We start from the raw sequence: 18,997 nt of genomic DNA, 5'->3' as shown, positions 1-18,997 counted from the left end.
CAAACCCTTGACAGAACGCCCATATTAGAAGCCATGCTACTCCTTTTTTCCATCGTCTCATAAGCTATACCTTCATGTACTTGTGCACCGAAATCGCACTGCCGACAACGCCGATCAAAATACCGGCCACAAGTAAAATGGCTGCCACTTGCGCAATAAAAGGATATACCGGAATCAAGGGCAAAAATGCAAATCCATTGGCAACTAATTCCCGCAGAGCCGATACGTACAATTGCCACAAGCTAACGCCTGCAAAAATGGCGCCTATTGTACCGAGAATCATGCCTTCTAAAAGGAACGGCCAACGAATAAATCCGTTAGTGGCGCCGACGTATTTCATAATTTCTATTTCTTTACGCCGTGCGTAAACGGTCAAACGAATCGTATTGGAAACGATAAAAATAGTAGCAAAGGCCAGGAAGATAATTAAAATCATTCCGCCGATTCTAACAATCTGAGTGAATTGAAATAATTTTTCAATCGTTTCTTGTCCGTATTGAACGCTTTCCACTTCCGGATAGTTCACAAATAATTCTGCACCGTGATGAACTCCTTCAGGTGTTTCGTAAACAACCGTAAATGAAGATGGCAACGGATTACCATTTAACGAGTCCAACAGGTAGCTTTGATCACCCAAGCGATCTTTAAATTCCGCGAGTGCCTGATCCTTATTTACAAAAACCACGGATTTGGTCTGAGGAACGCTTTTAATTTTCTGTTCCACTGCATGAATCTGCTCTGACGTCAGCCCGTCTTTTAAATACACACTCAGCTCCACCTGATTTTCCAGGTAAGAAGCAGCGTGATTTAAATTCCAGACCGTAGTCATGAACATACCTAAGATAAACAGAGATAAGGTCACTGTCAAAATCGAAGCGATTGTCATCCAGCCGTTACGAAAGAACGAACGAAATGCTTCTTTGAGGAAGTACAAAAAGGTTCTAAATTTCATCGTAAGCCCCTTTCTGTACATCGCGAACAATCTCTCCGTCTTCAATCGTCAAAACACGTTTATGCATACGATTAACGAGTTCTTTGGCATGCGTCACCATGATAATTGTGGTGCCGAGATGATTGATGTGGTTAAACAACTCCATAATGGTTTGTGCTGTAGCCGGATCCAAGTTTCCTGTCGGCTCATCGGCGATTAATACCACCGGGCGATTAACCAGTGCGCGGGCAATCGCTACACGTTGCTGTTCCCCCCCCGACAAATTGGCGGGTAATTGGTTGGCTTTAGCTGTCAGATTGACAAGTTCCAACGCATTATGTACTTTCTGCTTGATTTCGGTGCGCGAAACTTCCATGACTTCTAAAGCAAAAGCGACATTTTCAAATGCCGTTTTGTTCGGCAAAAGGCGGAAGTCCTGAAAAACAATCCCAAGCTTACGACGCAGATACGGGATCTTGCTTTTTTTCAAACGGTTGACTTCAATTCCGTCGACGAAAACTTTGCCTTCATCCGGCACTGTTTCATGGGAAAGTAACTTAATAAAAGTAGATTTTCCCGCCCCACTCGGTCCGACGAGAAAGACAAACTCACCTTTTTCAATATGTAAATTTAAATTTCGCAACGCGATGTTAGTACCATATCGTTTGGTAACTTTTTCAAAGCGGATCATTATACCCTACTCTTTCGGCTGATAACACGTTTCGCGGCTAGTACAATATGTGCTGCCGTTAAACCGTACTTCTCCAACAACGCATCCGGTGTTCCGGATTCCCCGAAAGTATCTTTAGTACCTACCATTTCCATGGGCGCCGGCGTAGATTGTACCAACACTTCGGCAATCGCCGCCCCTAAACCACCAATGATATTGTGTTCTTCGCAGGAAACAATCGCACCGGTCATCTTGACCGCTTCCTGAATGGCCGTCGCGTCAATCGGCTTAATGCTGCTCACATTGACCACTCTTGCCGAAATGCCTTCCGCATCAAGAATTTCCGCTGCTTCTAATGCCGGTGCCACCATAACGCCGCACGCCATAAGCGTTACATCGGCGCCATCACGCAATAATGTCGCTTTGCCCGGTGTAAACGTACAGCCTTTGGGCATAACGTCCTCCACTTTGGCACGCCCCATACGAATATAAACCGGACCTTCATAGTCAGCGGCCCAGCGAATAATAGCCTTCGTTTCGGCGGCATCCGCGGGAACGGTTACTGTCATATTCGGCAATGTACGCATCAATGAAATGTCTTCAAGCATCTGGTGCGTCGCTCCGTCTTCACCGACAGTCAGACCGGAATGCGTCACCGCAATTTTAACGTTGAGCTTAGGATAGCAAATAGAATTTCGGATTTGTTCGTAGGCACGGCCGGCGCCGAATACAGCAAACGTCGAAGCAAAGGGAATTTTTCCCGTTGTCGCAAAACCTGCGGCAACCCCCATCATGTTTTGCTCGGCAATACCGCAGTTGAAATGCCGTTCAGGAAAGACTTTTTTAAATTCTGCTGTTTTGGTAGACGAAGATAAATCAGCATCCAAAACAACAATTTTTGGATTCTCGGCCCCCAATTCTTTCAGGATTTCGCCGTATGCATCGCGCGTTGCTTTGGCCATTATTCATCCTCCAATTCTTTTATATACAAGTTGTATTCTTCGAGCGATGGAGCTTTGCCGTGCCAACCTGCCTGATTCTCCATTTCACAAATTCCTTTGCCTTTTACGGTTTTCATAATAATAGCAGTCGGCATAGTTTTTGTTTCTCGCGCTTCGGTAATTGCTTCGTGCAGCGCATTGATATCATGACCGTCCACTTCAATAGTATGCCAATTAAAGGCGCGGAATTTATCCGGTAATGGTAACGGCGACATAACATCGGTAATTTTACCGTCAATTTGCAGTCCGTTAAAGTCGATAAATGCCGTCAAGGTATCCAGTTTATAATGGCCCGCAAACATTGCGGCTTCCCAGACTTGCCCTTCCTGCGATTCACCGTCACCTACAATAACGAACGTATGATACAAGTCATTTTCAAGCTTTGCATTCAAGGCCATGCCGCATGCTGCACTGAAGCCCTGTCCAAGAGAGCCTGTCGTCATTTCTACCCCCGGCGTATGCTTCATGTCTGGATGGCCTTGCAGCATGGCATCAATTTTGCGCAAATGCCAAAGCTCTTCTTTGGCAAAAAAACCTCTTCCGGCCAAGGCAGCATACAAGCCGGGCGCAGCATGACCCTTGGAAAGAACCAAGCGATCACGATTCGGACGATGCGAATCCATGGGATCGATATTCATTTCCACGTTATAAAGCAATGCCAGCAAATCGGTAATCGACAGTGATCCGCCGGGATGCCCACTTTTCGCGTCTGTCACCATTTTTAAAATATCACGACGCATTTGCCGGGCAAAGGTTGTGACCTCTTTAAATTGTTTATCTGTGAGTGCTGTCATTATGCTTCTCCCTTCCCAATAACCGGAGTGCGTAATCTGCTGTTGCTTCCGAGCGGGAACGCAAGATCGCTACTTGTTTGCGCTCCGTATCAGAAATACCTTGCTGTAAACGTTTCAAAGTAAGTTCTGCCAATGCATCGGCATCCACATTATCAATGGTTGCGATGGCGTTTTCACCGACGCTTTCCAAAAAACGATCTACTTTAGGGTCATACGAAATTCCCACCGAAGGAACTCCCATTAAAGCGGCAAAAATCAGCGCATGGAGACGAATACCTATTACCACATCCATGGCGCCGATAATTCCCATGAGCTCTGCTGTGGTATACGCTTCGTCCAAAACTACAGCCGGTTTCTTCATGGCACTTGCAATATCTTCAGCCGCAACTTTATCTTCCGGATACTGCATCGGTACAAAAATAATTTGGCCGTCTGTCCGGTGCTGTAATTCATCGCAGGCTTGTGCAAGTTTCTGCTTATACTGACCGTTTCCACGCCATTCACGCACCGACACACCGATTTTCGGTGCAATGCCGGAAATACCGTACCGTCGCATTAACATGCGGCCGATATCAGGATCCCCCGGATGCATCGCCAACACGGCGTCCGCTGTCACGGTAATCGGTGGGGTTGTAACACCCAGTTCAGTCAAAAGTTCTTGCGATCCTTTATCTCGAACGGTAATCGCTTGCGTGCGATTTAAGACATCTCGTACCGTATTGCGCGCCGCCGGTCGGAACAACGGGCCGATGCCCTGCGCATATAAGAATACCGGTTTTTTACACCAAAGTGCCAGACGGATAATGCCCAAATAATAATACAAGCTACGTTTACTCGTTACGTCCTGCAACAAACTGCCACCGCCGCTGATCAATAAATCACAACGACTTACTTCACGTAAAATTCTGGGCATTGCCAGGCGTGAAATGGCCTGTACGCCATGGGTTTCACGTGTGCGTGCAGGATTGCCGGATATGACGGTCACCACTGCGTTGGGTTCACGTTCATACAATGCGCCCAAAATAGCCGTCAGCATCGCTTCGTCGCCGGCATTTCCAAATCCGTAATAACCGGATATAAGGATGCTAGGCCTCTTCATTCGCCCGACTCCTGTATCCGTTCAATGCACTTAACACATAAGTTCCTAGAATCACAATAACCCCTACTAAGATACCAATCAATACACCATTCACACCCCGTAACGTACTCATCCATAACGGGGAGCGCATATGTGCAAACGTTTCTACTATCGAAGCTTGGCCAATACCCGCAGCGATGACCAATAAGAAGTGCAACCACTGCGGCCAACGTTTCGCCAAAGCAAGAGGTACAAGCAAAAAAGCCGGATGTCCGATCAAGAATTCTTTTGACCGTGGACGCACCGCAAGCGTTGATTCCAAGAAACGTCGTAATGAAATTTCCAACTGCGATACCGGTACTCCTTCTTCATGGCCGCTGCGACCAATGAAAATCAGTCCTGCAATGCCGATAAATCCAGCCAACATCAGGGTTCCTACGCGTACCGGCAGGTGTAAAAACCGAGCAGCGAAATCAGGAAAATCTTGCCAATTCTCGTACGCGTGACTGCGAAACGTCGGGAAAATGCGTAAATATAAAATAGCTACACATATAACCGGCAATAAAAATGCCGCTTTAACGCCGCGGAAAATTTCCATTTCCATAAAGAAAGGCGTCGCCGCTAATATTGCACTTAAAAGCCAGCCGCCAAGAAGAGAAAACAGACTGACAAGCGCCAATTGCCCAATCGCTTTCCCGAATAAACTCCAACGCGATTCCATTTCGTGCCAATCGACTTGCCGCCAATAACGGAAAACGCCGTACATGGCTACCGTCGGCGTAGTCACCGCAATCAACAAGCCTGCTACCTGACGAGCAAGAATTTGCCAGTGGGTGAAAAGCAAAGCTCCTAAAGTAATAAATGAAAGCAGTGCCAACCCATAACCGATTTTTCGGCGCGCTCCCGTCAATGCACAAAACGCCGCTCCGGTTAATGCTCCCACACCCAATAATACGAGCAACTGTAAAGCACGACTTTCATGAAAACGAGGCATGATGCTTGCTTTACCGAGTGTGTAACCGTGCGCCTGTAGTTTTTCAGCCGTTAAAGCGATGTAGCTCGCGTCCGACTCCAAAAGAGTCTTGCCGGGAATCGGTCGTTTATACGTAGAAAACAAATTCAATCGGATATTGCGTTCCGTATCGCTGATGAAATGGCGCTGCGAAGCCTCCTCCGCGCTCAATTTCACCAGTTCATCGCGAAACATACTATAAGCGCGCACACCATAATAGTCCAGGTGTTTCACCATATCTACGGCGCCCAGCTGCTTTTCAAATTGCAACTGTGTCGGCGATTCCAGCAACGCCACCGGTATGCCGCGTGCCTTTAATCCTTCGCCGATATAATCCATCTGGTCCGGGTATCCGAATGCTTCCTGGCCGACAAAAATAATAGCGCGCACAGGTTCATTTGCATCCAAGCGTGTCAGAAAATGATCCGCCTTCGCCTTAGTCATAGCAGTATAATTTTTGGGGCGTACAACCACGCCGAAACCGCGGTTCTGAATGTCTTTTATTTCAGCAGACGAAATACCAAGATTCATTTGATTGAGAGCATTTTCGTCAATGTCCTTAACCGCCAGCATGAATTTTCCGTCCGGGGATGTAACTTTTGTCACGGCGCCTTGTGGCAGTCGCAAAATCAAATCTTCGCTTGCCTCCTGCAAACGTTCATTTGCACCCGGTTTCCCGGTAGCCGTCATGACAATGGCCTCCGGAGTCAGGCCTAAGCGCGCTTTATCCTCTGTTGAAAGTTGGGATACTATCTTTACATAACCGGTATCGACAAGTTTTTCAACGGTAGCGTCATAAACGGCAAAAGACGTGACGCCTGCCTTGCGGAACAGGGCGAGCGCCTCGTCTACAGTTTTACCTTCGCTTGCCGCAAGTTGCGTGACATGCCCGTAATCATAAACCATCTCTACACTGTGATTGGCGTCTTCGACAACCATTCGTTGCCAATTGATGGCACCTGCAGCTATGAATGCAATTCCCAACAATGCTATAAAAATCGCATACTTTTTCAAATAACCAAACATCGGCACATCCTAACGAACCAACGCCGTCATAACGACGCTGTGATTACTGAGTTCTACTTTATTTGCCGTAACCGGCCATGGGAAATCACGGAAATCATACACCTTAATCGGTTTCATGAAATTAGTCGTAACACCGGCAAAGCCCATATTGTTAAATTTCAAATCAGTCGGTCGAATTTGCAGGACATTGTCATATAAAAGCGGCTCGCCTGAAACCAAGACCGTACCGGATAATAATCCGGCCAAGTCGACATCGCCGGTAACGTTGATTTGACGATCATCGATTTCTACTTGTAAATTATCAATATTATCGACGCGCCCCTGCAGGTAGGTTTGCAAATCCGCTGCGGTCAATGTCGCCCCCAACGTACCGCCGCCGATAGATTCAGGCTCAAAACGATGCTCGGTAACTAATTTAAGCATATTGAATTTGACATGGTTTAAATCAATTGTCAAGTGATCATACGTCAATGGATCTAACGTTACTCGCGAGCCGTCGGCACGAATATGGCTCACCGTTCCCGCAAGAAGCAGCAGCGGATTTTGTAAATCCATTTTGACTTCGATTTTTTCCGACGGCACTTTTTCCGCCAGATAGCCTTCCAGGCCGCTTTCTACCATTTTCGGTAATGCGAACCAGCCTATCCCAAAAACGATTAGAAGCAGAATGATGATAAGCAGGAGAAATTTTTTCATGGTTTCGCCTCAGATTTCTTCATTTTCTGTTTTAAATAGCCTTCGATAAACGGATCTAAATCACCATCCATAACCGCTTGCACATTACCGGTTTCTACACCGGTACGATGATCTTTTACCATCGTATACGGATGGAATACATAGGAACGAATCTGGCTACCCCATTCAATAGCTTCATGCGAACCGCCAATATCTTTCCGCAACTGTTCGCGTTTTTCCAGCTCTAACTCAAACAATTTCGCCCGTAAGAAGCGCATGGCCTGCTCGCGGTTTTGCATCTGGGAACGTTCATTTTGGCATTGCACCACAATACCGGTAGGCAAGTGTGTCATTCGCACGGCGGAACTCGTTTTGTTGACGTGCTGACCGCCTGCGCCGCTGGCGCGAAAATAATCTACACGAACTTCGTCCATATTGATATCGACGACTACATCATCAGCGATTTCCGGCATAACATCGACCGCGGAAAATGAGGTATGTCGCCGTGCCGCTGCGTCAAACGGTGAAATGCGCACCAAGCGATGCACGCCTTTTTCCGCGCGCAACATGCCGTATGCATTTTTGCCCTCAAAAGTAACGGTCGCACTTTTTACACCAGCATCATCGCCGGGCAAAATATCGGCCAAATCCACTTTGAAATGATGCTGCTCACCCCAACGAGTGAACATACGTAACAACATTTGTGTCCAATCCTGCGCTTCGGTACCGCCAGCTCCCGCATGCAGTGTCAAAATCGCGTTATTGCCGTCATATTCGCCCGACAACATAAGCTCGATCTCTTTGGCCTCGACGATAGCGGAAAGCTCGTCCAATTCGCTTTGAATTTCCTCTTCTAACGAAGCATCCTCTTCTGCAAGAGCCAACTGCCAAAGTTGCTCCACTTCTTTAATACGTTCCGAAAGCGATTCATACGTTTCGATCGTATCTTTCAAATCGGTCGCTTCTTTGGAAACTTTTTTCGCATTGTCGGCATCATTCCAGAAGTTCGGATCACTCATTTTGATATCGTAATTGACCAGTTTTTCCTTTAGTATGGGCAGGTCAAAGTGAATCCCTGATTTCTATGATTCTCTCTCTCAAACTTTCCAACGGCTGTTTTAAATCTTCCAGCATGTGGTCATCACATCCTTATTTTTGTAATTTCTTTTCCACCGGTTCAATCGGTGCCGGTTCATCGCCGAGGTGCGATGTCGCGTGCTCCAGATGATCTTCGGTTTCCACAGGTTGCATAAACGTAATCTGAATATGGTACAGATACATGACAACCGTTTCCTGAATCGACTGCATCATTTCCTGGAACATTTCGTAGGCTTCGAACTTGTATTCAACCAACGGATTCTTTTGTCCGTAGGAACGCAAGCCGATCCCCTCTTTGAGCATATCCATGGCGTCCAAGTGATCCATCCATTTGGCATCGACCACTTTGAGCAGAATCGCTTTTTCCAGCTCCCTCATGTTTTCCGAACCGATTTGTTTTTCGCGCTCTTCATACATACGATGCGCGGTATCCAAGAGTAAATCCAGAATATCCTGACGGCTTAAATCTTCAATCTGCGCCAGCGTAATTTGTCCCGGTGCGAGGTAATAGCTTTCCAAGTGTTTGAGCAGTCCCGGAAAATCCCATTCTTCCGGATATAATTTTTCATCCGCAAAACGGTTCATTGCATCCAATATGATTCGATCGGTCATAGACAGGATCTGATCTTTCAAATCTTCACCCATCAAAATTCGGCGGCGTTGATCATACAGTACTTCACGCTGCTGGTTCATGACATCATCGTATTCAAGGATGTATTTGCGGATATTAAAGTTGCGATTTTCCACTTTCTTCTGTGCTTTTTCAATGGATTTCGTAACCAGACTGCTCTGAATTTCTTCGTTTTCTTCCATTCCCAGTTTATCCATGATTTTGGAAATACTGTCGGAGCCGAAGATGCGCATCAGGTCATCTTCCAGCGAAAGGAAAAATTGCGTAGAGCCCGGATCTCCTTGCCGGCCGGAACGACCGCGCAACTGATTATCAATACGACGACTTTCGTGACGTTCCGTACCGATAATATGTAAACCGCCTAATTCCGGTACTCCTTCACCCAAAACAATATCGGTACCGCGTCCGGCCATGTTGGTGGCAATCGTGACCTGGCCTTTTTGACCGGCTTGTGCGACAATTTCCGCTTCCTGTTCATGAAATTTAGCATTCAAAACATTATGCGGAATTCCCAGTTTTTTGAGCATACGGCTGAGTTCTTCCGACTGCGCAATGGATGTGGTGCCGACCAATAGAGGCTGTCCGTTCGCGTAGCGTTTCTGAATTTCGTTAATAACCGCACGATATTTGGCCGTTTTGGTTTTATAAATCACATCCGGCATATCAACACGCTGAATTTGCTTATTCGGCGGGATGACAAATACTTCCAAACCGTAGATTTTAATGAATTCCTGCTCTTCCGTTTTCGCGGTACCGGTCATACCGGCGAGTTTGTCATACATACGGAAGTAGTTTTGGAAAGTAATCGCGGCCAGCGTCTGGCTTTCGCGTTCAACTTTTAGTCCTTCTTTCGCCTCAATCGCCTGGTGCAAACCGTCCGAATAGCGGCGACCGAACATCAAGCGGCCGGTGAATTCATCGACAATAACGACTTCGCCGTCTTTGACCACGTAGTCTTTATCGCGAACCATCATCGCATGGGCGCGCAATGCCTGGACGAGTAAATGGTTATATTCAAGGTTTTCCGAGTCATAGAGGTTCTCTACATTCAGCATTTTTTCGACTTTGGCAATACCCTGCTCGGTCGGAGCAATCGTTTTCGCTTTTTCATCGATCGTATAGTCTTCATCTTTGATCAGCTTCGGTACCACTTTCGCCATCGTGTAGTAGTGATCCGTAGAGCGTTCGCCGGGGCCGGAAATAATGAGCGGTGTACGCGCTTCATCAATCAAAATACTGTCCACTTCGTCGACGATACAATAATGCAACGGACGTTGCACCATTTGTTCGGCATGAATGACCATGTTATCACGGAGATAATCAAATCCGAACTCATTATTAGTGCCGTAGGTAATATCGGCCGCATATGCTTGTTTCCGTTGCGCAAAGTCCAGATCATGAACGATTAAACCGACAGAAAGACCCAGTGCATGGTAAAGTTTACCCATCCACTCGCTGTCACGCTTGGCCAGGTAGTCATTGACGGTAATAACATGCACGCCTTGACCGGTGAGTGCATTCAGGTATACAGGCAATGTCGCAACCAGCGTCTTACCTTCGCCCGTTTTCATTTCGGCGATATTACCGCTGTGAAGGACCATGCCGCCTAAAAGCTGCACGTCGAAGTGGCGCATGCCTAATACACGACGCGAGGTCTCGCGCACAACGGCAAACGCTTCCGGTAAAATATCATCCAATGTTTCGCCGTTATTAAGACGGCGCTTGAACTCATCGGTTTTGGCTGTCAAAGAAGCATCACTCAATTGTTTGATGCTGTCCTCCATGGCATTGATCTCGGCCACTGTACTGCGCATTTTATTCAGTTGGCTATTTTGTGAGCCGCCAAATAATTTTTCTAAAAAACTAAACACCAATTCCCACTCCTTTTGATCATTTTCCCTCTATCACGGGACATATCTAATTTATTGTATCAGATGGCAATTTTGTAGTCAAAAAAGGAGGGGTTATCCCCCCCCTCCTTTTTTGTATTTTTTATTCTTTTGTTTCAATAATTCCGTATTTTCCGTCATCACGTTTATAAATAACGGAAATCAGATCGGTTTCTTCATTTTTAAAGATAAAGAAATCGTGATCCAAAAGGCTCATCTGCAGAATCGCTTCTTCCGTCGACATCGGTTTCATGCCGAAACTTTTATGACGAACCACTTCGAACGATTCACTTTCTGCTTCCGCTTCATTGGCCGCTGGAGTATGGGGCGTGAGGAATTTATCACTCAAGACCTGACGACCTTTAAACCGTTTAGCCAAACGCGTTTTATATTTATGAATTTGGCGTTCCAATTTATCAAAAACGACATCAATAGACTTGTACATATCTGCCGATTTTTCTACGGCACGAATGAAAATACCATCCACCTGCATCGTCGCTTCGGCTTTTTGCGTGTTTTTGGTGACCGACAAAAGAACATGCAAAGCAATCTCTTTGTCGAAGTAGCGTTGAATCTTATCCGTGTGTTTTTCAACGTACTGCTGCAAAGCAGGTGTTACATCCATACTTTTACCACGAACTGATAGTTTCATATGATTTCCTCCCTGCATAGCTTTTTTCTTGCTTAATAATATATTCGCCATCGACAAGCATTATCCTTTTTATAACGAAAAACACATCCCGAAGGATGTGTTTATTGATGTTTATATTTGAAAAGAAAATCTTAACGTTTATAAACGTTCGCAGCTTGCGGTCCACGCGGTCCGTCGACAATGTCGAATTCTACTTCTTGACCTTCGCTGAGGCTTTTGTAACCATCTTCCTGAATTGCAGAGAAGTGTACAAATACGTCGCCACCATCTTCACGTTCGATGAAGCCGTAGCCTTTTTCAGCGCTGAACCATTTTACTTTACCTTGCATGCCAATTCCTCCTGACACAAAACAACTACCGCACATGCGGTTACTTTTAGTATATTAGCATAATACAATACAAATTGTCAATTTATTTTTAATGATGATGTTGTATGTTCGTCTGTTTCTATAAAATTTTAGACAAAAAGGACTGCGTACGTTTTTCCCGAGGTGCGGTAAAAATCTGTTCCGGCGTTCCCTCTTCAATCAGCATACCGTCATCCATAAAGATTACGCGGTCACCCACCTCGCGAGCAAAGCCCATTTCATGAGTGACAACAACCATCGTCATGCCCTCGAAAGCAAGTTTTTTCATGACATCCAATACTTCACGCACCATTTCGGGATCTAACGCGGAAGTCGGTTCATCAAACAAAAGTGCTTTCGGCGTCATCGCCAATGCACGTGCGATCGCGACACGTTGTTGCTGACCGCCGGACAATTGTTCCGGATAAGCGCCTTCTTTATCGGCAAGACCGACTTTTTGCAGTAACTTGCGTGCATTTTCAACCGCTTCGTCGCGGCTTACTTTGCGCACCTGCATCGGCGCCAAAATAATATTTTCCAGCACCGTTTTATGCGGAAACAAATTAAACCGTTGAAAAACCATTCCGACTTCTTTACGGACATCATTTAAGTTCGCCTTATTGGAAAGATCTAAGCCATCCACAACGATGGACCCGGATGTCGGTGTTTCCAAATAATTGATGCAACGCAGAACGGTACTCTTACCCGATCCGGAGGGCCCTATAATAACGACGACTTCTTTTTCCGCAACGGAGAAAGTGACGTCCTTTAGCACCTTCAACGAGCCGAAATCTTTATATAAATGGTTAACGCTTATCATGAATCGTATTTCTCCTCTCCAAGAAAGCCACCAACTGTGTAATGGAGACCGTCATGATTAAATAAATAATCGCAACCGTGGTCCAAATTTCAAAGGACCCGTATGTTTTAGCAATAATTAACTGACCGCGACGAGTCAACTCTTCAAAACCGATGACCGATACCAACGAGGTGTCTTTAAGCATCGCAATAAATTCATTTCCTAACGGCGGCAAAATTTTACCAAACGCCTGCGGTAAAATAATCAGGCGCATGCCTTGCCACCATGTAAGTCCCAGCGACCTGGCCGCCTCCATTTGACCGGCGTCAATCCCCTGGATACCCGCGCGGAAAATTTCCGAAACATACGCACCACTGTTGATGCTGCATGCAATAACAGCGGCGGTAAAAGGATTAATCTGCTGGTGAATTAAAAGCGGCAGTGCAAAATAAATCAAAAAGATTTGCACCAGAAGCGGCGTACCGCGAATGGTATCGGCATAAATAATCGCTAAATATTTTAACGGCTTGATATTCGAAAGGCGTGCAATGCCCACGCACAAACCGATAAAAAAACCGATACCGACTGCTAAAGCCGTGATTTCGATAGTCACCAGGGCTCCTGCCAAAAGTAACGGCAACGAATCCCAAATTAATTGCAAGTTGAAGCTCATAATCTCACCTTTTTTAATATTTGATACGTCTTATTATATTTGCATTTTTATACGAAGTCAAGGAGATTTATTCATATTTTATAATATAATTTAGTTTTATACAAAAAGAACCGTCTTCTACAGACGGTTCTTTTTGCTGGACTATCGTTATTTCTGTGTACCAAACCATTTTTCATAAATCTTTTGATATTCACCATTGTCTTTGAGTTTTTTGAGCGAAGCGTTGATTTTCTTCATCAATTCTTGATTCTCTTTGCTAACCGCAATACCGTAATCTTCCGCTTCTAAGACATCACCTACGACTTGAAACGCTTTATCCGCATCTTTTTTCATATAATCCTGCGCTACCGGCAAATCGATCATGACCGCATCGGCCCCGCCGTTTTTCAACTGTAAAAATGCCTGGTTAGCTCCATCGAAATTAATCACTTTGGCGTTCGAAATTTCCGAGGCCAGCATGGAACCGGTATTTCCGATTTGGCAAGCAATTGTTTTACCTTCGAGATCTGCTTTGCCTTGAATATCCTGGTTCGTTTTATTAGTAACAATCGCAACACCGGATTTGTAGTAGGGATCGCTGAATAAAACCACATTTTTACGTTCGTCCGTAATCGACATCGCTGAAATAATGACATCGATCTGCTTACTGTTCAACGCCGGAATCAGCGCGTCAAAGCCCATGCTTTTGAATTCGACCTTGTACCCGAGATCCGCCGCAATTGCATGGATCAAATCCAAATCGAAGCCGCTGTAGTTGCCTTTTTCATCTGCAAATTCAAACGGCGGGAATGTCGTTTCCGCACCTACCCGTAGTACTTTGTCTCCCCCGGCGGCGCCCTTGTCCGCACTATTACCGCCACAGCCGGCAATCAACAACGCCAGCGAGCAGATGACCAGCATTAACAATTGTGTCCATTTTTTTGCCATTCCGTTCACGCTCCTCATCTTTTAATACGTTTATTTTACGTAATCGCCCTTAAAATTTCAAGCTTACTTCTCCGGCATAGTCGGCGCATCCTGGTTGAAATATTTTTGATACAGCGCATCCAAGGTGCCGTCTTTTTTAAGTTCCTTCAGCGCTGAATTAATTTTATCTTTCACTTCTTTATTACCTTTTTTCACTGCGATACCGAAATATTCTGGATCCTTGCTTTCAATCACGCTTAGTTTAGCAACACTGTCTTTTTTTGTTGTCAGATAGTATTGCAATACCGGCAAGTCAGCGATCACCGCATCTACGCCGCCTTTTGTGAGTTCCAGTAACGCTTCGGAATTATTATCAAAGCTCCGTAATTCAATGTTGGAAATTTCAGACGCTTTTTCCGCTCCCGTTGTTCCCAATTGAACCGCTACTTTTTTTCCGCTCAATTCGGAGAGGTCTTCCACTGCTGTGCCGTCTTTCGTCAGAACACCTAGCCCGGATTGGTAATAAGGGAAGCTGAAGTCTACTTTTTCGGTACGAGCTTTGGTGATCGTCATACCCGAAATTACAGCATCAATTTGTTTTGTTCCCAAAGCAGGAATCAAGCCATCAAAAGAAATGTTTTTGTATTCTACCTTCATGCCCGCTTTTTTAGCGATCGCATTAAATAATTCGATATCAAAACCGTTTAATTGATGCGACTCATCGGTATACTCAAACGGTACGAACGTGGCATTCGTTCCTACTTTCCATGTAGCGGACTGCGGCGCATCCGATTTTGTACCACCGCAACCGGCAACTGCTAATATCGCGATACACAGAACCATCCATCTCCACCATTGTTTCATAACTCTCACTCCTTTATCGCCTTGCGTCAAATAAAATATACTATTGATTTTCTTAATCTATAAAACGAAATTCACCACCCTTGAAATATTTTTTATAATTATACATAATCATGTATTTTAAGTCAAATATTTTACAAAATAAAAAACACGGTGGTATTCACCGTGTTCTCTTTCTATCTGTCTGGCTGTTCTTATTGCTTTTGCGAAAGTCGAGATATCGCTTCCGTTTTACCCATACTGTGCACGAGTCCGCCAATATCCGGACCGTGCATTGCACCGATCAGAGCGATTCGCAACGGCATGTAAAGGTCTTTACCTTTAATGCCGGTTTCTTTTTGTACTTCTTTAATAGCAGCTTTGTAGTATTCAGCCGTATCTTCCGGCGCATTTTCCAACTTCGCGCGATACGCTTCCAAAACGGTCTTGCTGGTATCCTGCGAGAGTACCCCCTGCATTTCTTCTGTCAGTTCCGGCGCCGCTTCATACAAAGGACGCGCAAGTTCGATGATTTGTTCACCGTAAGATAAATGTTTGCGATAAAGTTCACCGATTTCGGCAACTTTAGCACGATCTTTTGTACTGACATCCGCCGACACAAATCCTGCTTTTTGCAGCTGCGGCAACAGTATATCTACCAATTCATCCGTAGACAGGTTTTGCATATAATGAAAATTGATCCAGTTCAGCTTATCGATATCAAATACCGCCGGATTTTTCGAAACGTGATCCATAGAGAATTGTTGAATCAATTCTTCCACCGAATAAATTTCTTTTTCCTCCGGACTTGACCAGCCTAATAAGGCCAAGAAATTGATGATCGCTTCCGGCAGGTAGCCCATGTTTTTGTACTGTTCTACCGCCGTCGCACCGTGGCGCTTACTCATTTTCTTGTGATCTTTACCAAGGATCAAAGAAATATGACCAAATTTCGGCTCTTTAAAGCCAAGCGCACGATAAATCACCAGCTGACGCGGCGTGTTGGATAAGTGTTCTTCGGCGCGAATAACATGCGTGATCTGCATACGAGCATCATCGATCACAACACCATAGTTGTAGACCGGCATACCGTCCGATTTAACAATGATAAAGTCACCGACACCGTTGGATTCGAAACTGACGTGTCCACGCACCAAATCCTCAAAGGAAAGTGTTTCATTTTGCGGGCAGCGCAAACGAATGGTCGGTACCCGCCCTTCTTTTTTATACTCTTCTTCCTGTTCCGGTGTTAAGTGTGCACAATGACCGTCATAAACCGGCGTTTTACCTTCGTCCAGTTGCTTTTGTCGAGATGCTTCCAATTCCTCGGCAGTACAGTAGCAACGATATGCCTTCCCCTCTTTTAATAGCTGTTCTGTATACCGGCGATAAATATCCAAACGTTCACTTTGACGGTACGGTTCTTCCGGACCGCCGACATCAATACCTTCATCCCAGGTAATTCCCAACCAACGCAACGCGGCTTTGATGTTTTCTTCCGACTCCCGTGTCGAGCGTTCCAAATCCGTATCCTCGATGCGCAAAATAAGGCTTCCGTTGGTGTTTTTTGCCAATAACCAATTAAATAATGCCGAGCGCGCTCCGCCGATATGGAACGGACCGGTCGGGCTGGGCGCAAAACGCACACGTACTGGTTCTGTCATTTATTGTTCATCCTTTCTATAATAGTGGCACTGGCCATTGCCGCAATTCCTCTCTTTTCGCCGATCGGCCCCAATTTCTCATGGGTCGTCGCGTGCACGGCAATGCGTGCATCAGGTAAGCATAATAATTGAGCAAGTGTTGCGATACAATCGGAAATATATTTCTGTAATTTGGGCGCTTGCGCAATGATAGTAATCGTTACATTTTGCAGGAGAAATCCGTCCGCAAGCAGTTCCTGCACAACTCTCCGCAACAGTATACCACTCCGGACTCCACGATATTGTTCATCGGTATCGGGAAAATACGTCCCTATATCCGGCTTACCTGCCGCCGCTAACAACGCATCCGTCAATGCATGCAAGGCACAGTCGGCATCCGAATGACCTTCCAACGCAAACGGCGCCGGAATGGTCACACCGCAAAGTGTTACTGCATCCCCCGGTTTAGTGCGATGAATATCATATCCGCTGCCGGTGCGAACGATCCCCGATTGCGCAACGAACTCTTGGAATGCAAGATAATCTTTCCACGTCGTAATTTTTTTATTTGGTGATTGTGCTACCACCAACACAGGATCTTCTCCCATTAGTTCCAATAAACTTGCGTCATCGGTCGCCTTTTGAAGCACTGATTGTTCTTGCCGATACATCTGATAAAGCGTCTCACGCCGAAATCCTTGCGGCGTAAGTGCCAAATAAATATCGTCTCGCGGGATCGTCGTAATGCGACGTGTTTGCGAATTCTTGTACTTAACGGTGTCTTGCACGGATTTCACCAATAGTGCTCCGTTGGCACTGCAAAGAGCCGCCGCCACCGCATCAATATCGTCCGGTGCAACATAGGGACGTGCACCGTCATGAATTAAAATAAATTCTGCCGCCGGATCGACGGCTTCCAGCGCCGCCTGCACCGACTCCTGCCGTGTCTCGCGACCGGTAACCAGAGTTACGGGAACCGTCAACAATAAATCATTCACTATGTTTTGGATAATGTCTTCTTCGCCCGCGTGCACAGCAATAACAATTTCGTCACAGCATTGGGCTTTGCTGACAGCCAATAACGTATACGCCAAAAGAGGACGGCCGCCAACCGGTAGCAGCAGTTTGTTACCATCGGCACCAACGCGTCGGCCGCTCCCCGCGGCCACTACGATAATACTTGTCATGATCCTCCCTGTTGCGCTTCATACCGAGCAAAGATCATTTTCCCCGCCGAAGTTTGCAATACTGAGGTAACTACTACAAAAACATTATTACCGATTTGCGACTTGCCGTTTTCGATAACAATCATCGTGCCGTCATCCAAATACGCCACTCCTTGTCCCTCCTCTTTGCCCTGCTTAACAATTTGCACGAGAAGTTGCTCTCCGGGAATGACAACCGGTTTGACCGCATTCGCCAAGTCATTAATATTTAAAACGTGAACGCCCTGTAATTCCGCCACTTTATTCAAATTATAATCGTTTGTTATCACGGTGGCCTGATGTGCCAGACCGAGTTGCACTAATTTTGCGTCCACTTCCGATTGTTCATCAAAGTCTTCCGTCACAATTTTGACATCAATAATTTTACGTTTTTGCATCTCATTGAGAATATCAAGCCCGCGGCGACCGCGATTGCGTTTTAAGACATCCGATGAATCCGCAATATATTGCAATTCTTCCAAGACGAAAACCGGTACAATCAGAGGTCCTTCCAAAAATCCTGTCTTTGCGATATCGGCAATACGCCCATCAATAATAACGCTGGTGTCCAAAATCTTGCCGTAAGGACCTAATTTTGTTTCCTTCGGTTCTTTTTCCCGTCCCTGACGCCAATTAGCAATAATGGTGCTAAGCTGATTTTTTTGTCCGATCGCCAAATAAATCCCCGTGTATCCTAAAACAATGCTCAGCACAATCGGAATATACGGTCCGATCAAGGGTAAATTATTAAATGCCAGACCAAGTAAATTGGCAATAATAAGACCGATAAAAAGTCCGACAATCCCCAGAATCAAGTCAAGTGAGGAAATCCCGGTAATTGTACGTTCTCCCCAAGCGGTAAACGCGCGTAATTTTCGGAACAAATACGGAGCGGCTACACTACCGACAACGTATCCCAGAAAAGCCCCCAAAAGGATGGTGCACAGCCAAAGCAATGTGACGCCGAAAACGCCCCACTGCCAAAATGCAATTCCGAAGAATGCCGAATCCGCTAAATACGGGTGAAGTTGATTGGCAAGTACTACGCCAAGAATAATAAAAAGTCCAATAAACAAAAAGCGCAGTAGCTTTTCGATCATAGTTTCACCACCTTTCGCATAAATAAT

At 45.7% G+C, this 18,997-nt stretch carries 18 protein-coding genes; all 18 read right to left on the bottom strand.

Annotation, left to right across the window (positions count from 1 at the left end; all coding sequences use genetic code 11):
- Positions 1-64 precede the first annotated feature (64 nt).
- The 18 genes from ftsX to HNR45_RS00700 all read right to left on the bottom strand — a co-directional run bounded on the left by ftsX (position 65) and on the right by HNR45_RS00700 (position 18,970).
- A complete protein-coding gene (gene ftsX, locus HNR45_RS00785) occupies positions 65-952 on the bottom strand; it encodes a permease-like cell division protein FtsX (RefSeq protein ID WP_159821983.1) in 888 nt (295 codons plus the stop codon).
- Positions 942-1,622, bottom strand: a complete 681-nt coding sequence (gene ftsE, locus HNR45_RS00780; RefSeq protein ID WP_159821985.1) for a cell division ATP-binding protein FtsE — start codon at positions 1,620-1,622, stop codon at positions 942-944. Before ftsE ends, ftsX begins: the two co-directional genes overlap by 11 nt.
- Positions 1,622-2,563, bottom strand: a complete 942-nt coding sequence (locus HNR45_RS00775) for a transketolase family protein (protein ID WP_024048856.1) — start codon at positions 2,561-2,563, stop codon at positions 1,622-1,624. Before HNR45_RS00775 ends, ftsE begins: the two co-directional genes overlap by 1 nt.
- Positions 2,563-3,396, bottom strand: a complete 834-nt coding sequence (locus tag HNR45_RS00770) for a transketolase (RefSeq protein ID WP_159821987.1) — start codon at positions 3,394-3,396, stop codon at positions 2,563-2,565. Before HNR45_RS00770 ends, HNR45_RS00775 begins: the two co-directional genes overlap by 1 nt.
- Positions 3,377-4,495 carry a polysaccharide pyruvyl transferase CsaB gene (gene csaB, locus HNR45_RS00765; protein WP_159821989.1) on the bottom strand — a complete coding sequence of 373 codons (1,119 nt, stop codon included), beginning with the start codon at positions 4,493-4,495 and terminating at the stop codon, positions 3,377-3,379. Before csaB ends, HNR45_RS00770 begins: the two co-directional genes overlap by 20 nt.
- On the bottom strand, positions 4,482-6,512 hold the full coding sequence (locus tag HNR45_RS00760) for a DUF5693 family protein (RefSeq protein ID WP_159821991.1): 2,031 nt from the start codon (positions 6,510-6,512) through the stop codon (positions 4,482-4,484). The genes csaB and HNR45_RS00760 overlap by 14 nt, the downstream gene beginning before the upstream one ends.
- Before the next feature lie 9 nt (positions 6,513-6,521).
- Positions 6,522-7,208 carry an LmeA family phospholipid-binding protein gene (locus HNR45_RS00755; RefSeq protein WP_024048852.1) on the bottom strand — a complete coding sequence of 229 codons (687 nt, stop codon included), beginning with the start codon at positions 7,206-7,208 and terminating at the stop codon, positions 6,522-6,524.
- Positions 7,205-8,321 (bottom strand): peptide chain release factor 2 gene (prfB, locus tag HNR45_RS00750; RefSeq protein WP_338134715.1). Its coding sequence is split into 2 segments (ribosomal slippage): positions 7,205-8,251 and positions 8,253-8,321, totalling 1,116 coding nucleotides; the frame shifts between segments, so codons are not numbered across the junction. Before prfB ends, HNR45_RS00755 begins: the two co-directional genes overlap by 4 nt.
- Positions 8,322-8,336: 15 nt before the next feature.
- A complete protein-coding gene (secA, locus tag HNR45_RS00745) occupies positions 8,337-10,787 on the bottom strand; it encodes a preprotein translocase subunit SecA (protein WP_184327478.1) in 2,451 nt (816 codons plus the stop codon).
- Between the two features lie 121 nt (positions 10,788-10,908).
- Positions 10,909-11,457, bottom strand: a complete 549-nt coding sequence (hpf, locus tag HNR45_RS00740) for a ribosome hibernation-promoting factor, HPF/YfiA family (RefSeq protein WP_034436400.1) — start codon at positions 11,455-11,457, stop codon at positions 10,909-10,911.
- A 131-nt stretch (positions 11,458-11,588) separates the two neighbouring features.
- On the bottom strand, positions 11,589-11,786 hold the full coding sequence (locus tag HNR45_RS00735) for a cold shock domain-containing protein (RefSeq protein ID WP_024048848.1): 198 nt from the start codon (positions 11,784-11,786) through the stop codon (positions 11,589-11,591).
- A gap of 118 nt (positions 11,787-11,904) precedes the next feature.
- A complete protein-coding gene (locus tag HNR45_RS00730; protein ID WP_024048847.1) occupies positions 11,905-12,624 on the bottom strand; it encodes an amino acid ABC transporter ATP-binding protein in 720 nt (239 codons plus the stop codon).
- Positions 12,611-13,276, bottom strand: coding sequence for an amino acid ABC transporter permease (locus HNR45_RS00725; RefSeq protein ID WP_159821995.1), 666 nt, complete (start codon positions 13,274-13,276; stop codon positions 12,611-12,613). The genes HNR45_RS00730 and HNR45_RS00725 overlap by 14 nt, the downstream gene beginning before the upstream one ends.
- A gap of 147 nt (positions 13,277-13,423) precedes the next feature.
- Positions 13,424-14,203, bottom strand: coding sequence for a basic amino acid ABC transporter substrate-binding protein (locus HNR45_RS00720; protein ID WP_024048845.1), 780 nt, complete (start codon positions 14,201-14,203; stop codon positions 13,424-13,426).
- Between the two features lie 63 nt (positions 14,204-14,266).
- The gene (locus HNR45_RS00715; protein ID WP_159821997.1) at positions 14,267-15,046 is read right to left on the bottom strand and encodes a basic amino acid ABC transporter substrate-binding protein; all 780 of its coding nucleotides are present in this window, start codon (positions 15,044-15,046) and stop codon (positions 14,267-14,269) included.
- 191 nt (positions 15,047-15,237) lie between these two features.
- A complete protein-coding gene (gene gltX / locus HNR45_RS00710; protein WP_159821999.1) occupies positions 15,238-16,686 on the bottom strand; it encodes a glutamate--tRNA ligase in 1,449 nt (482 codons plus the stop codon).
- A complete protein-coding gene (gene ispD / locus HNR45_RS00705) occupies positions 16,683-17,852 on the bottom strand; it encodes a 2-C-methyl-D-erythritol 4-phosphate cytidylyltransferase (protein WP_159822001.1) in 1,170 nt (389 codons plus the stop codon). Before ispD ends, gltX begins: the two co-directional genes overlap by 4 nt.
- Complete coding sequence (locus tag HNR45_RS00700) at positions 17,849-18,970, bottom strand: PIN/TRAM domain-containing protein (protein ID WP_159822003.1); 1,122 nt, start codon at positions 18,968-18,970, stop codon at positions 17,849-17,851. The genes ispD and HNR45_RS00700 overlap by 4 nt, the downstream gene beginning before the upstream one ends.
- Positions 18,971-18,997 lie beyond the last annotated feature (27 nt).

This window comes from Negativicoccus succinicivorans, from assembly GCF_014207605.1.
Lineage (GTDB): Bacteria > Bacillota > Negativicutes > Veillonellales > Negativicoccaceae > Negativicoccus > Negativicoccus succinicivorans.
The sequence above is the reverse complement of the archived record's forward strand: the minus strand, read 5'-3'. Positions and strand labels throughout refer to the sequence as shown.